We start from the raw sequence: 14,284 nt of genomic DNA, 5'->3' as shown, positions 1-14,284 counted from the left end.
GTTCAAATCGCAATGAGCCTAAAAATTTAATAAGTTGAATTGAACTTCGCTTTGATTACCCCTTTTACTTCTTGCATGTCCATGTTCTTGCCAAGCTCGCGTTCAAGAGAGGTTACACCATAAGTAATAAATCCACAAGGGTTGATGTAGCTGAAATAACGCATATCGGTATTTACATTTAAGGCAAATCCGTGCATGGTGACATATCGGCTAACACGAACTCCAATGGCGCAAATCTTGCGTGATTTGGCAGGAATTTCAGCGTCCAGCCAAACACCGGTTGCCCCTTCTTTTCGACTTCCTGTAAGGTTGTAATGAGCTAAAGTGGCAATAATGGCATCTTCCATTTTTTCGATGTATTCACGAACCCCTATTTTATAATATTCCAAGTCAATAATAGGGTAGCCAACCAGTTGCCCGGGGCCATGATACGTGATGTCTCCCCCTCGGTTGATTTTGTAATAAGTGGCATTAATCTTCTTCATGAAATCGTCATGAATCAGTAGGTTGTGCTCGTCGCCACTTTTCCCGAGCGTGTATACATGCGGATGTTCTACCAGTAAAAAGCGGTTTTTTTCACTTGGGGCATCTTTTGCTTTTTTGTCCGCCTGGACTTCGGCAAGGATTTCTTCCTGATAATCCCAGCAAACTTTATAGTCTTTTCGACCAAGATCTTCGTAATTAAAATCAGCCATCTTCGGTTGTAAATTCTAAATTAATGAATGTCAAAATTGTTTAGGTGCACATTGCTTTGCCCATATTTTGACTTATGCTTTAAGCCAGCGCATGTTGTTCGGCACGGTAACTTGAGCGAACCAACGGACTGCTTTCGACAAAAGAAAAACCCTTTTCCAATCCAATTGTTCGATATTTTTCAAATTGTTCGGGGGTGATGTATTCCACAACCGGAATATGTGCTTTTGTCGGTGCCAGGTATTGGCCGATGGTCATTACTTTGCAACCGACTTTTAGCAAGTCATCCATCGTTTGAACGATTTCAGACTCCGTTTCCCCAAGTCCGAGCATGATTCCTGATTTTGCAACAGCTCCTGATTCAGCAATTGTCTTGATCACTTCCAGGCTTCGACGATATTTTGCTGCGCTGCGAATGTTCGGTGTTAGTCGTTCTACTGTTTCGAGGTTATGCGAAATGACTTCCGGTTTTGCTCTTGCAACCTGCTTTATTAATTCTGTTTTGCCTTGAAAATCAGGAATCAGCACTTCCAATTTGGTGTTCGGGTTTAATTGTTTGACCTCAGCAATTGTGTTAGCCCAGGCTTCAGCTCCCAAGTCGGGTAAATCATCGCGATCAACAGAGGTAATTACAGCGTGTTTGAGTTGCATAATCCGGACTGACTCAGCGACTCGCTTTGCTTCGTTTGGATCAACCGAAAGTGGTTTTCCGCTAGTTACTCCGCAAAACTTGCAATTTCGGGTGCAAATTTCTCCCAAAATCATAAAGGTTGCCGTTCCCCGATTCCAGCATTCACCAATATTAGGACAATTACCGCTCGTGCAAATCGTGTGTAATTCATGCTTGTTAACCAGGTTTTTCACCTTGGAATAACTTTCGCCTTTTGGGAGTTTCATTTTCATCCATCGTGGCAAGCGCTGTTGGCTCGAATGGGCTTCTCTCATGATTCTTGGAATTTTGCCATAAAATTAGTCAAATCCAACTTCCTGAGAAATGATATCTGAACAAACTCTGTGGACTTGCCCTTTTTTTTTATGGTGGCATTAAAATAGACATCGACTTCAGAACAAATTTTTTGATTCTTTCATCTTTTCTCATCCAGCGTTTGTTATTTTTGTAGACTATGCAAAAACAGATAAAAAGACGACTGTTATTTATTGGTATCTTGGCTGCGCTGATAATGCCATTCACTGGCTTTGGTCAGCAGATAAAGATGGATGCCAATAAGATGCAATTGGCAAATCAATATTACAGGAGCCGGGATTTTGAAAAAGCTGCTGTGCTTTATCAGGAAATCTATGGCAGCTCAGGCAGTCAGCATTATTTCAATTTGTACCTGAACTGCTTGATTGAAATGGGCGATTTTGAACAAGCCGAAACGGATATTGAAAAACAATTGCGAAAGCGAAATAACGATCCGTATTTATATGTGCAGTGGGGTTATTTACTGAAACAACAAAACTTGCTGGAAGCAGCTACCGAAAAATTTGATCAAGCAATTCAGCTTGTTTCGAATAACAAAACCGATTACATCCAGTTGGCCAATGCTTTTTTAAGTCGGCGGGAGTATGAATATGCCCAGCAGACTTATCAGTTGGGACGAAATAAGTTGAATAACGAAGCTTTTCATTACGAGTTGGCACGAGTTTATCTCTATCAGCGCAACTATGAGTTGATGTTTCAGGAGTACCTGGAATTGTTGAAAGATGATGAAACAAACTTAGTTCGGGTTCAAAGTAGTATGCTGACAGCTTTTCGAATGGATGTCGACAATTCCTTGCGCGATGAATTCCGAACCGCACTACTTCGGCGTATTCAGCAAAACCCAAATGTGATTGCATACAATCATCTGCTGATCTGGTTATTCGTGCAGGAAAAGCGTTTCTCGCAAGCTTTGCGTCAATCGATTGCCTTAGATAAAAGAATAGGGGAAGGCGATGGACAAATCGCTAATTTGGCTCGTGTTGCAGCAGGTAATGACGGTGTTGATGAAGCAATCAGAGCTTATAATTATCTTATTGAAAAAGGAACAGAAGGGGAATTTTATCAGGAGGCATACAGTGGGAAAATGCAAATGCTGTATCGCCAATTTGTCGATCAACCAAAGGAATATCGTCATTCAGAAGTATTGAAAGACCAATTTGAAGAAACATTTAAAGTCATTGGATTTACCACCGAAACAACGCCTTTGGTAATTGATTATGCCCATTTTTTAGCGTTTTATCAGAATCGGATTGAAGAAGCGACAGAATTAGTTGAGCGACAAATGAAACTCGGCGGTTTAAGCGTCTTGAACCGGGATCAGCTAAAAAATGAGTTGGCAGATATTCATGTGCTGAAAGATGATTTGTGGGAAGCTATTTTGTTATATTCACAGATTATCGATGCCAATAAAAATAATCCTCTGGGAGACGAAGTTAAACTCAAAAAGGCCAGATTAGGTTATTTTATGGGAAACTTAAGCTGGGCACAGGCTCAATTGGATGTGTTGAAAGCCAGTACCTCCAAATTGATCGCTAATGATGCTCTGGAACTATCTGTTTTTATCAGCAATAATATCGCGTTAGATACCACAACTGCCGCCATGGAATTGTTTGCCAAAGCTGATCTGTATAGCTTCCGTAACCAGGATTCGTTAGCGTGGGTTACGCTAGATTCAATTGAAAGTAAATACAGCTACAATAGTTTGTTGGATGATGTTTATTTCAGAAAAGCAAAAACTTTAATCAAGCAGGGAGAGTATAATCGGTCTGTTGGTTTTTTAATGAAAATAAAAAATGAATTTGCATATGATCTTCTGGGAGATGATGCCATGTTTTTGCTGGGTGAGATTTATGAAACTCAGCTGAATAAAAAAGAAGAGGCCGCCGAACTGTTTAAAGAGATATTGACTCGATACCCCGGAAGTATCTATGTGGAGGAAGCAAGGAGTAGATATCGTCGGTTGCGTGGCGAAGTTCCTGTAGAGCAGGAAGCACCTTTGCCGTTTGAACCTGAAATCAACTGAAGTTAAATTCGCGATGAATCAATTTGGTACGTGGATTTTTATAATTTTAAAAATTAATTGAAAACTGAATGGCATCAATTCTAAAGTATTCAATATAACGTGATAGGAGTTGTACTAAATGAAAATAAATAAACTTGAAAAGCTTATTCACTTATTGCTCTTGGGGGTACTCTTTTTTGGTATCTCCTGTTCCAAGGATGAAGTGATACCGGAAGATGAGATAATTGAAGAAGAAGTTGTTGTAGAAAATAGCCTAACCTATATTTATGATGTTTTTAACGACCATTATTTTTGGCTTGATGAAGTGCCGGAACTTGATCCAAATACCTATTCTTCAAATGAGGAACTACTTGATGCGCTAAGGTATGATGAGGTTGATCGTTGGAGTTTTGTTACTGACTTAGATGCTTACCTGGCGTTATATGAAGAGGCGGAAACTAAAGGGTATGGTGTAGGTATGTCATTAGATCCGGATAACAAGCTGATGGTTCGATTTACCTACAAGAATGCACCAATGGGCCTGGCTGGAGTCGACCGTGGTTGGGAAATCCATAAAATTAATGATACTGCCGTTACTGATTTGCCGGATATCCTTGGCGCATTTGATACCGATAGTCCTGTGAAATTTACTTTTGTTGATTTGATGGGAGATACTGTTTCCAGCACAATGACACGAACCGATTACAATATGAATACTGTTTTGCATACCAGCGTTATAGAAACCGAGAGTGCAAAAGTTGGTTACCTGGTATTCGAAAGTTTTTTAGATCCTTCGAAGGCTGAACTGATCGAGACTTTTACTTATTTTAAAGAACAGAATATTAATGAGCTGGTTATCGACCTGAGATACAATGGGGGAGGGAGTTTTTATATCGCATATCAGTTAGCTACACTAGTTGGAGGGAATGATATTTTAAATAAGCCTCTAGCGTCTTTTATTTATAATCAGAATCATACTGATGAAAATGTTACCTATAGAGTGCTGGAGGCAGATGCTCGTTCAGTGAATCTTGATCGGTTGTTTTTTATAACAACCGAAAGCTCTGCATCTGCTAGCGAGTTTGTCATCAATTCAATGTTCCCGTATAAAGAGGTTGTTTTGGTGGGTGAAAAAACCCATGGGAAACCGGTTGGAATGCAAGTGTTTGCGTCCGAAGATTATAATTTGGCTCTTGCTCCGGTTACTTTCCAGATTGTAAATGCCAATGAAAACGGACATTATTTTGGTGGAATTCCGGTAGATTATCCCGAAGTCGATGATATTTACCATGCATGGGGCGATCCTGAAGAAGCTTGTTTGAAGCAAGCACTTAATATTATTGAAGGTAACGATGTTGTTGTCATGAAGTCCGCAAAACTGAAACCACGATCACTACCCTTGAAACGTGGCTTACAGGAAATTACAGGAGCGTATTAATGGCAGTTACCTCGCAGCGTATATTAGGAATTGATCCGGGCACCATTGTGATGGGGTATGCCTTGATTGAAATCGTTGACAATAAGCCAAAGATTCTACACACGGGGGTTGTAAAAACCGGAAAGTATAAAGACCATTACTTACGGTTGAAACACATTTTTGTGCGCACTCAGCATTTAATTGATGAATATTTGCCTGATGAGTTAGCTATTGAATCTCCATTTTTTGGGAAAGATATACAGGCGATGTTGAAGCTGGGGCGTGCTCAGGGAATTGTCATGGGCATTGCGCTGGAAAGAGATATTCCGGTTTTTGAATATGCTCCACTGCGTGTTAAACAGGCGATAACAGGAATGGGGCGGGCAGCAAAAGAGCAAGTCGCTTTTTTCTTACAAAACATGTTTAACGATGATGAGCTTCCCAAGGAACTGGACGCCACCGACGCGCTGGCCGTTGCTGTTTGCCATTACCTGCAATTGAAAAGTCCGCTAAAAGGAAAGTCCTATAAAGGATGGGGTGACTTTGTAAAGAAAAACCCGGGAAGAGTGAAATAGCGGTTCTTGGCGATTAGATAAAAAAAGCCATCCCTTAATCAGGATGGCTTGATTGATTTATTTACTCTCGATTATTCGATTTTAGCAGCGATTTTGGCTCTTACATTTTCAAATTCTTCCTGGCTCATTTCCACTTTGTCCGAAAAATTTAGCAAGTCGCGTTCCGATTGCATGGGGACTAGATGAATATGAGCATGAGGAACTTCAAGACCAAGAACCATGACGCCGACTTTTACACACGGAATCGCTTCTTTCAATCCGGTGGCAACTTTTCTTGCAAACTGGTTTAAGCCAGTGTAAGTCTCTTCGTCAAGGTCGAACAGGTAGTCAACTTCCTTTTTCGGGATAACTAAAGTATGTCCTTTGGCTGTTGGCGAAATATCTAAAAAGGCCAAAAAGTTTTCATCTTCAGCAACTTTATAAGCAGGAATTTCGCCGTTCACAATTTTGGTAAAAAGACTAGCCATAACTTTGTTTTAAAGTGCAATGTCAATAATTTCGAAAGGAATTATTCCGGATGGTACCTGGATTTCAACAACATCGCCCACCTTTTTGCCCAACAAGCCTTTAGCGATTGGAGTTTCAATTGAAATCTTACCTGATTTTAAATCCGCTTCGTGCTCCGACACAATGGTGTACTTCATTGTGGCATTATTCTTTTTGTTCTTAATCGTTACTTTATTCAGAATCTGAACGGATGAAGTGTCAATTTTTGACTCATCAATAATACGTGCATTAGCAATTTTGCCGCGTAGCTGAGCAATTTTTGCCTCAAGCATTCCCTGAGCATCTTTGGCTGCATCGTATTCCGCATTTTCAGATATATCTCCTTTTTCGATCGCCTCACCAATTTGCTTTGAAATAGACGGACGTTCAACATTCATTAAGTGTTCGAGTTCCTTTTTTAACTTATCTAACCCTCCTTGGGTGATATAGGTCACTTTTCCCATTGTAATTTACTTTTTATAATAATATGTGACTTGGCTTTATATAAAAGAAAAAAGAATTCCGAACGAGCGGAACTCTTTAGTGCTACAAAGCTATATAAAATTTTTAATATTTGCGAAAGCAGTTAGCCCGAAATGGATATAAAATATTGTTTATTAATTGGTTCTAATATTTTCTGTTGATAATCTCAGAATATATAACAGCTTTTTTTAATGAAAATCCGTTCATGATTGATTCTCTTGTGGTTTCTTGTGTTTCGTCGTATTCTTCTTCTCCAATAGCTGCTCCAATATTGTCGTCAATAGAACCACTAATTTCTGTTTTTTTCATTAATGATGATTGAAGTGGTTTATGCGGCACTCTTTTTTCGGGCTTCTTCACCTCTGGTGTTTCTGTTTTTACAGGGACTTTATCAACCTGAATTTCTTCCTCCTGAAAAACAGGATCATCAAAGATTTGTTCAAAAAAAGATGGTTCATGATGTTGTTCATCGCCGTCTTGTTGTTCTTGCATGGCTTTCTTTTTCTTGTTTTGGTTTAAAGCACCTACAATAGAAAGCACGATTGCAATGATTATGAATATGTAATCTTCCATTTTATATTAATTTTGCTGAAGGAATGACAAAATAAATTTGCCATTTCGTTGTTTAGCTTTTATAAAGGTATAAAAAATGAATGGCATAAAACGATCAGTACGTAAGTTGTTTTTCTTGCTCCTGCTTATTTTGTCGATTACTCCGGCATGTAAAGACGACTTCGATTCGGCCATTCCGTATGTTAACGTTAATTATTCTGTCAACCTTGTTAATTACAATGCGCTGAATACGGTTGGATTTCCTGTCTTTTTTTATGGAGTTGGATATGGAGGTATCGTGGTAATCAATAACGGAGTCTCGTTTTATGCATACGATGTAACTTGCCCGTATGAGGTCGATTTTCAGTGCCGGATTGAAGCCGATGGTGTAATTGGAACATGCCCGTGCTGTAGTACGCAATATAACTTGCTGGATGGCGGATATGTCATTAGCGGACCTTCAGCTGAACCATTAAAGCAATACAGGGCCAGCCTTTCTGCAAATCGCTTGTACATTACGAATTAAGAAGCTAACATATCTGGTGTAAGTCCTTGTTTTTTATCTCCAATAAGTAGATACGGTCGAAGGACGAATTGAAACTCCAGTTGCATAGTTTGTTGCGGTAGTGAAAGTTTAGTTTCCCATGGAAAGACTGAATGTGAATCAGAAGCCAAAGCTCTACTGGTTTCACTTTTTGGTAGAGGTATATTTTTTCTTCTTTAGCAGAAATCGTATTCTCAATGTGTTGAAACAGTAAATCCGGATTTTCGAAATGTCCCTGGTTTTCGTAAAAAGTTTGTCCGCGGAGTTCTGTCAGCTCTATCCCAATGGCTTTTTTTGGATTAAGACGCAATAGAAAATCAGGTGATTCATTCTGAATCACTTTACCTTTTGGAAAGTCATCAATTAAATTCTTAAAAAGCTGAAATACCTTCTTTTCATGTCGCTTTTTGTCAGACATGTCCGAAGATACAAAAAAAAGCAGCCCGAAGGCTGCTTTATAATATCAATTAATAACGATAATGTTCTGGTTTGTAGGGTCCTTCTTCCGGCACGCCTAAGTACTCTGCCTGATCTTTCGAAAGCTTGGTAAGCTTCACTCCCAGTTGCTCAAGATGTAGGCGGGCAACTTCTTCATCCAAATGTTTTGGAAGACGGTATACATCGGTTTTGTATTCGTTTTTCCAAAGTTCAATTTGGGCCAGAGTTTGGTTGGTAAACGAGTTGCTCATCACAAATGAAGGGTGTCCGGTAGCACATCCCAGATTTACCAAACGACCTTCAGCCAGCAAGTAGATTGAATGACCATCTTCGTAAGTGTATTTATCAACCTGAGGTTTGATGTTGAGTTTTTCAACGCCAGGCCATTGTTCAAGTTTAGCAACCTGAATTTCATTATCGAAGTGGCCAATGTTGCAAACAATTGCTTGATCTTTCATGCCGGCCATATGCTCGGCTGTGATAATGTCTTTATTTCCGGTTGTTGTCACATAAATGTTTCCTTCATCCAGTGCTTCTTCCATGGTTTTTACTTCAAAGCCTTCCATGGCAGCTTGCAATGCACAAATTGGATCTATTTCGGTCACGATTACACGGGCGCCATATCCTTTCATCGATTTGGCACAACCTTTACCAACATCGCCGTAACCGGCAACAACAACAACTTTTCCACCTATCATTACGTCTGTCGCACGTTTGATGCCATCAGCCAAAGATTCGCGACAGCCATACAAGTTGTCGAATTTGGATTTTGTAACAGAATCATTGACATTGAAAGCAGGGAACAATAAATTGCCTTTTTCCATCATTTGGTACAAGCGATGAACTCCTGTTGTTGTTTCTTCCGACACTCCTTTGATTTCAGGTGCTGTCCGATGCCAACGTTTGGGATCTTCCTGGGCAATACGCTTCAGGATTTTGTTGAGTTCAATCTCGTCTTCAGCATCAAGTTTAGCATCCAATATGGAAGGAGTATCCTCTGCGGCATAACCATGGTGGATCATAACAGTAGCATCGCCACCATCATCAACAATCAAGCTTGGGCCTTGTCCGTTTCCAAAATCCAAAGCACGTTCGGTGCACCACCAGTATTCGGCCAACGTTTCACCTTTCCATGCAAAAACGGGCACTCCTGACGCTGCAATGGCTGCCGCTGCGTGATCTTGCGTGCTGAAAATGTTGCAGCTCGCCCAACGAACATCGGCTCCCAGTTCAACCAGGGTTTCAATTAAAACAGCTGTTTGAATAGTCATGTGCAACGACCCCATAACGCGGGCTCCTTTAAGCGGCTTTTCGGCAGCATATTTTTCACGAACCGACATCAGTCCGGGCATTTCTTTTTCAGCAATTTCAATTTCTTTCCTTCCGTAATCAGCTAAAGAAATATCAGCTACTTTATAATCAACTTTCTGTTCTGTCATTGTTGTCATAATGTCTTCAATTTTAGAGGTGCAAAGATAGTTATTTCAGCTAAATAACCACACTGAAACTATTTTGTTTAATTCTTATTAACAGACGAGTGGGGTCTGGAATCGAAGAATTAGTCTCGGTCTATTTTAGGGTTTTGAAGAATTTCTTTACATTGACTTTATCCAGTTCCAGTTGGGTACGCAAACCATCAATTGACCCGAACTTTTTTTCCTCTCGTACTCTGGAAATGAATTTCAGTTCAACTTCTTTGTTGTAGATATCTTGATTAAAATCAAATAAGTGCACTTCTATGCTGCGGTGATCAGCGTTATTGTTAATGGTTGGGCGTGTGCCAATATTAAGCATACCTTGGTGGGCGGTACCATCAATAAGTAGTTTAACTGCGTAAACACCAAAGCCGGGAATAATTTTATGAGGATCAGAGGCTTCAATATTAGCAGTGGGGAATTGGATTTTTCTTCCTAGCTTTTGTCCCTCCACAACTTTGCCGTGCAAGCTGAATGGATATCCCAAATGTTTGTTTGCTCTATCAATAGTGCCATTCTCCAGCGACTCGCGTATCTTCGTAGAACTAACCCGAATGTCGTCAGACATGAGCGCATCAAGTTGTTCGAGTTGAAAATTGAAAGCCATCGAAAGCCCTTGAAGCATTTCAAAATCTCCTTTACGATCTTTACCAAATCTATGATCGTGACCAACAACCAGCGTGTGGATATTTAATTGTTTCACCAAGATAATCCGAACAAAATCAGTATAACTTAGCTCAGAGAACTCTTTGGTGAATGGAAAGATGATTAAATGATCGATGCCCGCCTTTTCAAGTAGTTCAATTTTTTCATCCAGCGTAGTTAACAGGCGAAGGCTGCCTTTTTGCTTGTTAAGCACCAGCCTTGGGTGTGGCGAAAATGTAAAGATGACAGATTCACCTTTGTTTCGTTTGGCAATTTCCTTTAATCGGTCAATAACTTTTCGGTGCCCCAGATGAACACCGTCAAAAGAGCCCACGGTGAGTACTGGTTTTTTTACATGAAATTGGTCGATGTCTCGATAAACTTTCATTTAAGCCTAATTTTCAACTGTCAAAAGTAGCACATTTTTGTTTTTTATCGCAGTTATATCTGAAAACAGGTGCAACTTCCAAAAGAATTCACACATCTCCTGTATTTGATTTGTAAATTATTATTTTTACCCACCGATAAAAACTGATAAAATATCTGAAACGTGAAAAGAATAATTGTATTCGTTATTTTAATTGCTGCCTTTGCTGTAGCATGTGATGATTCAACACATTACAAAATTTCAGGAACGATAACCAATGCTGAAGAAAAATACATTTATCTGGATGAATTGAAAGTCTCCTCTTCAGAAGCTGTTGATTCGGTAAAAATTGGTAAGAATGGGAAGTTTGAGTTTGACGGGGTTGTTCATCATCCCACTTTTTTTCTGCTTAAGTTGAGCGAGAAGAATTTTATTACTTTGCTGATTGATTCGGCCGAACAAGTTGAGGTTGCAGGCGATGCCGCCAACTTTTCGCGCGATTATCGGGTTAGTGGCTCCGAAGGTTCGTCTTTGGTTCAGGATTTGAATCAGCAACTAAGTGAAACAAAACACAAGCTGGACTCAATTGCTTCTTTGCATGTCATGTTTCGAACAGATCCAAATTATACGGAATTGAAAAAGAAATGGGATAAAGAATACAGTGATGTTGTGCAAAATCAACGAGAATATTCACAAAACTTCGTTAATGCACATCCGTTTTCTATGGCTAACGTGTTAGCGCTTTATCAAAAGTTCGACAATGATAACTTTGTTATTCAGGATTTACAGTCGTTAAAAACAGCTGCATCTGCATTGAATTCTTTTTATCCGGAATCAGAGCACGTGAAAGCTTTATATGCAAACACCATCAAGTTGATGAAGGATGAGCGGAACGCTAAAATGCAGCAATTTATTCAGGAACAAGGCACGAATAGTCCCGAGATTCTTTTGCCGAACCCAGATGGGAAGGAGGTTGCTCTTTCTTCGTTACAGGGAAAATATGTTTTACTTCAGTTTTGGGCGTCTCAAGATCGTGGATCACGCATTATGAATCCTGTGTTAGTTGAGCTTTACAACAAATACAGCCGCAAAGGTTTTGAAATCTATCAGGTTAGCTTAGATCAAAATCGTTACGAGTGGGTCGATGCCATTGACAAGGATGGGCTAAAATGGACTAATGTAGGCGATATGGAAGGTAGTACGAAGGCGGTTTCTAATTACAACGTTCAGGAGTTGCCATACAATTACCTGTTGGATGAAGAAGGGGTGATTATAGCCAAAAACGTTAAAGGGCCAGCTTTAGATAAATTATTGAAAGAGCTTTTGGATTAGTTTTTCAGTCCGTCTTTTTTGAATTTTATTTTCTGATAACTTATTTTTTACTGGTATATTTGTCAGGTTTTTTTACACAAGAACAGCTACACATTGACGAACTCAAAAAGCAAAATATATTTTGTTTCCGACATTCATTTAGGAGCCCCGGCACTTGATAACAACAGGGAACGCGAACAAAAATTTGTTGCCTGGCTTGACGACATAAAGCAGGATGCGGCAGCTCTTTTTTTGTTGGGTGATATTTTCGACTACTGGTTTGAATACAAAAAAGTAGTCCCTCGGGGGTTTGTGCGCACCTTAGGAAAAATAGCAGAGATCGCTGATTCCGGTATCCCTGTTCATTTTTTCACAGGAAATCATGATGTTTGGGTGTTTGATTATTTGCCTTCGGAATTAGGCGTGCAGATTCATCGCTCCGAGATGCGTATTTCCTTCTCCGGGAAGAAATTCTTTTTGGCACATGGTGACGGGCTTGATCCTTACGATAAAGGCTACCATTTCCTGAAAAAGTTATTTACCAATCGTTTTTTGCAGTGGATGTATGCACGAATTCATCCGAATCTGGGAATTTATCTGGCTCACAAATGGTCAAAAAAGAGCCGTTTAACGAAAGGAATGAGCGTTCCGTTTCATGGCGAAGATAAAGAAGGGCTTCTCCATTTTGCAAAATCGGTGCTTGAAGATGAAGAAGTTGACTATTTTATTTTTGGTCATCGGCATTTGTTATTAGATTTGCCCCTTGAAAAAAAATCCAGATACATTAATTTGGGCGACTGGATTACACATTACTCCTATGGAGTTTTTGATGGCGAAAAATTTGAATTGAAAAAATATAAAGGTCCGGGCGAAAAGCCTATGAATTGATTGTTATGGCTAAGAAGTTATACACAAAGATTATTGGAACAGGAAGCTGTATTCCTGAACAGGTAATAAAAAATGACTATTTTTCTGATTACCGTTTTTATGATCCTTCCTCGAAGAAACCTTTTGAGAAGACCAATGAAGAGATCATTCAAAAATTCCATGAGATTACCAATATTGAGGAGCGTCGATGGGTGAAAGATGACCAGGTGGATTCGGATATTGCTGCTGAGGCAATAAAGGATGCTTGTGATTCTGCAGGTATTGAGTTGGATGAGCTGGAATTTATAATCATTGGACACAATTTTGGAGATGTTCAGAAAGGAAGAACACATATGGATGTGTTGCCTTCGTTGGCTAACAAAGTAAAAGGTAAGCTTGGACTGAAAAATCCGGCCTGTATTTGCCACGATGTAATATCGGGATGCCCAAGTTGGACTCAGGGAATGATTGTGGCCAATGCCTATATTAAGAGTGAAACGTACAACAAAGGAGTTGTTGTCGGTGCCGATGTGCTTAGCCGAATTGCAGATCCTCACGACCGAGACACCATGATTTACGCTGATGGAGCCGGAGCAACTGTTGTTGAAGGCGTTTGGTCTGAAGAACCTATTGGTATTTTAGCCCAATCTAGCCGATCCGATTCAATTCCATTTGCCAATCTTCTGACAATGGGCGACTCTTTGAACCCGGATTATGACAGAGATGATTTGTTTATCAAAATGGCCGGACATAAGTTGTATGTGTACGCCTTAAATCATGTCCCCGGCGTGGTGAAAGACAGTATTGAGAAGGCCGGATTGCAGCTAAGCGACATCAAAAAAGTGCTTATTCACCAAGCCAATGAAAAAATGGATGAAGCAATATTGAAAGGTGTTTTCAAGCTTTATAAGGAAAAGGATATTCCAAAAGGAATTATGCCGATGAGTATCGATAAGCTTGGAAATTCGTCGACTGCTACTGTGCCGACCCTGCTCGATCTAATTGTAAAAGGTAAACTGGAAAATCAAGAGATTAACGAAGGAGATTATATTATTCTTTGTTCTGTAGGCGCAGGTATGAACATCAATTCCATCATTTATAAGTGGTAAACGAATCAATTACAATATTTAGAAGCTGCTTCAAGAAATTGGAGCAGCTTTTTTTATTTAATGAAACGACCATGATCAAAATTTGTCACACAGGAGGACGATCGTTTGGTAGTTTCATGCCTTGGTGCACGTTACACAAGCGCTATAGCGGGGGTAGGGGAAACAGCACTGCCTAAAATTGAAAAATAGAGTATATGAAAAGTTGATAGTTAATTTTAGTACATAATAAACTATAATCTTACAGTGTTGTTCTGTTAATATATATGACTGTTTTCCTATGTTTCATAGATAAAATAGATCATGATAAAATAGATGTGATTTAATATCCTCTTAAG

The 14,284-nt window shown here is 39.6% G+C and carries 15 protein-coding genes; 7 read left to right on the top strand and 8 right to left on the bottom strand.

Annotated elements, in window-relative coordinates; genetic code table 11:
* Positions 1–26: 26 nt before the first annotated feature.
* Positions 27–695, bottom strand: coding sequence for a lipoyl(octanoyl) transferase LipB (gene lipB, locus GR929_RS08375; RefSeq protein ID WP_159518699.1), 669 nt, complete (start codon positions 693–695; stop codon positions 27–29).
* Between the two features lie 79 nt (positions 696–774).
* Complete coding sequence (gene lipA / locus GR929_RS08370; RefSeq protein WP_159518697.1) at positions 775–1,638, bottom strand: lipoyl synthase; 864 nt, start codon at positions 1,636–1,638, stop codon at positions 775–777.
* Positions 1,639–1,817: 179 nt separating this feature from the next.
* Between lipA and GR929_RS08365 the strand changes: the two genes are divergently transcribed.
* The 3 genes from GR929_RS08365 to ruvC all read left to right on the top strand — a co-directional run bounded on the left by GR929_RS08365 (position 1,818) and on the right by ruvC (position 5,672).
* Complete coding sequence (locus GR929_RS08365) at positions 1,818–3,701, top strand: tetratricopeptide repeat protein (protein ID WP_159518695.1); 1,884 nt, start codon at positions 1,818–1,820, stop codon at positions 3,699–3,701.
* Between the two features lie 118 nt (positions 3,702–3,819).
* Positions 3,820–5,118, top strand: coding sequence for a S41 family peptidase (locus tag GR929_RS08360; RefSeq protein WP_159518693.1), 1,299 nt, complete (start codon positions 3,820–3,822; stop codon positions 5,116–5,118).
* The gene (gene ruvC, locus GR929_RS08355; RefSeq protein WP_159518691.1) at positions 5,118–5,672 is read left to right on the top strand and encodes a crossover junction endodeoxyribonuclease RuvC; all 555 of its coding nucleotides are present in this window, start codon (positions 5,118–5,120) and stop codon (positions 5,670–5,672) included. Before GR929_RS08360 ends, ruvC begins: the two co-directional genes overlap by 1 nt.
* Positions 5,673–5,743: 71 nt before the next feature.
* Here the strand turns inward: ruvC and GR929_RS08350 are convergent, their stop codons facing one another.
* From GR929_RS08350 to GR929_RS08340, 3 genes are all read right to left on the bottom strand, one after another.
* Positions 5,744–6,139, bottom strand: coding sequence for an HIT family protein (locus GR929_RS08350; protein WP_159518689.1), 396 nt, complete (start codon positions 6,137–6,139; stop codon positions 5,744–5,746).
* A gap of 9 nt (positions 6,140–6,148) precedes the next feature.
* Positions 6,149–6,622 (bottom strand): transcription elongation factor GreA, encoded by a 474-nt coding sequence (greA, locus tag GR929_RS08345; RefSeq protein ID WP_159518688.1) that lies wholly within the window; start codon positions 6,620–6,622, stop codon positions 6,149–6,151.
* Positions 6,623–6,785: 163 nt separating this feature from the next.
* Positions 6,786–7,214 (bottom strand): hypothetical protein, encoded by a 429-nt coding sequence (locus GR929_RS08340; RefSeq protein WP_159518686.1) that lies wholly within the window; start codon positions 7,212–7,214, stop codon positions 6,786–6,788.
* A 76-nt stretch (positions 7,215–7,290) separates the two neighbouring features.
* On the opposite strand from GR929_RS08340, the gene GR929_RS08335 reads away from it, so the two are divergent.
* On the top strand, positions 7,291–7,719 hold the full coding sequence (locus GR929_RS08335) for a Rieske (2Fe-2S) protein (protein WP_159518684.1): 429 nt from the start codon (positions 7,291–7,293) through the stop codon (positions 7,717–7,719).
* A gap of 4 nt (positions 7,720–7,723) precedes the next feature.
* Here GR929_RS08335 and GR929_RS08330 read toward each other — a convergent pair whose 3' ends face one another.
* From GR929_RS08330 to GR929_RS08320, 3 genes are all read right to left on the bottom strand, one after another.
* Entirely contained in the window at positions 7,724–8,155 is a 432-nt protein-coding gene (locus tag GR929_RS08330; RefSeq protein ID WP_159518682.1) for a hypothetical protein, read from the bottom strand.
* Between the two features lie 49 nt (positions 8,156–8,204).
* Positions 8,205–9,623, bottom strand: coding sequence for an adenosylhomocysteinase (ahcY, locus tag GR929_RS08325; RefSeq protein ID WP_235934165.1), 1,419 nt, complete (start codon positions 9,621–9,623; stop codon positions 8,205–8,207).
* A gap of 121 nt (positions 9,624–9,744) precedes the next feature.
* On the bottom strand, positions 9,745–10,683 hold the full coding sequence (locus GR929_RS08320; RefSeq protein WP_159518680.1) for a bifunctional riboflavin kinase/FAD synthetase: 939 nt from the start codon (positions 10,681–10,683) through the stop codon (positions 9,745–9,747).
* A 162-nt stretch (positions 10,684–10,845) separates the two neighbouring features.
* On the opposite strand from GR929_RS08320, the gene GR929_RS08315 reads away from it, so the two are divergent.
* The 3 genes from GR929_RS08315 to GR929_RS08305 all read left to right on the top strand — a co-directional run bounded on the left by GR929_RS08315 (position 10,846) and on the right by GR929_RS08305 (position 13,949).
* On the top strand, positions 10,846–11,994 hold the full coding sequence (locus GR929_RS08315) for a TlpA disulfide reductase family protein (RefSeq protein WP_159518678.1): 1,149 nt from the start codon (positions 10,846–10,848) through the stop codon (positions 11,992–11,994).
* Positions 11,995–12,087: 93 nt separating this feature from the next.
* Positions 12,088–12,861 carry a UDP-2,3-diacylglucosamine diphosphatase gene (locus GR929_RS08310; RefSeq protein ID WP_159518676.1) on the top strand — a complete coding sequence of 258 codons (774 nt, stop codon included), beginning with the start codon at positions 12,088–12,090 and terminating at the stop codon, positions 12,859–12,861.
* 5 nt (positions 12,862–12,866) lie between these two features.
* Positions 12,867–13,949: a 3-oxoacyl-ACP synthase III family protein gene (locus tag GR929_RS08305; RefSeq protein ID WP_159518675.1), complete on the top strand. Its 1,083-nt coding sequence runs from the start codon at positions 12,867–12,869 to the stop codon at positions 13,947–13,949.
* Positions 13,950–14,284 lie beyond the last annotated feature (335 nt).

It is taken from the genome of Sunxiuqinia indica, assembly GCF_009847015.1.
GTDB lineage: Bacteria > Bacteroidota > Bacteroidia > Bacteroidales > Prolixibacteraceae > Sunxiuqinia > Sunxiuqinia indica.
Note: the sequence above shows the minus strand (reverse complement) of the source record. Positions and strands in the feature narration are given on the sequence as shown.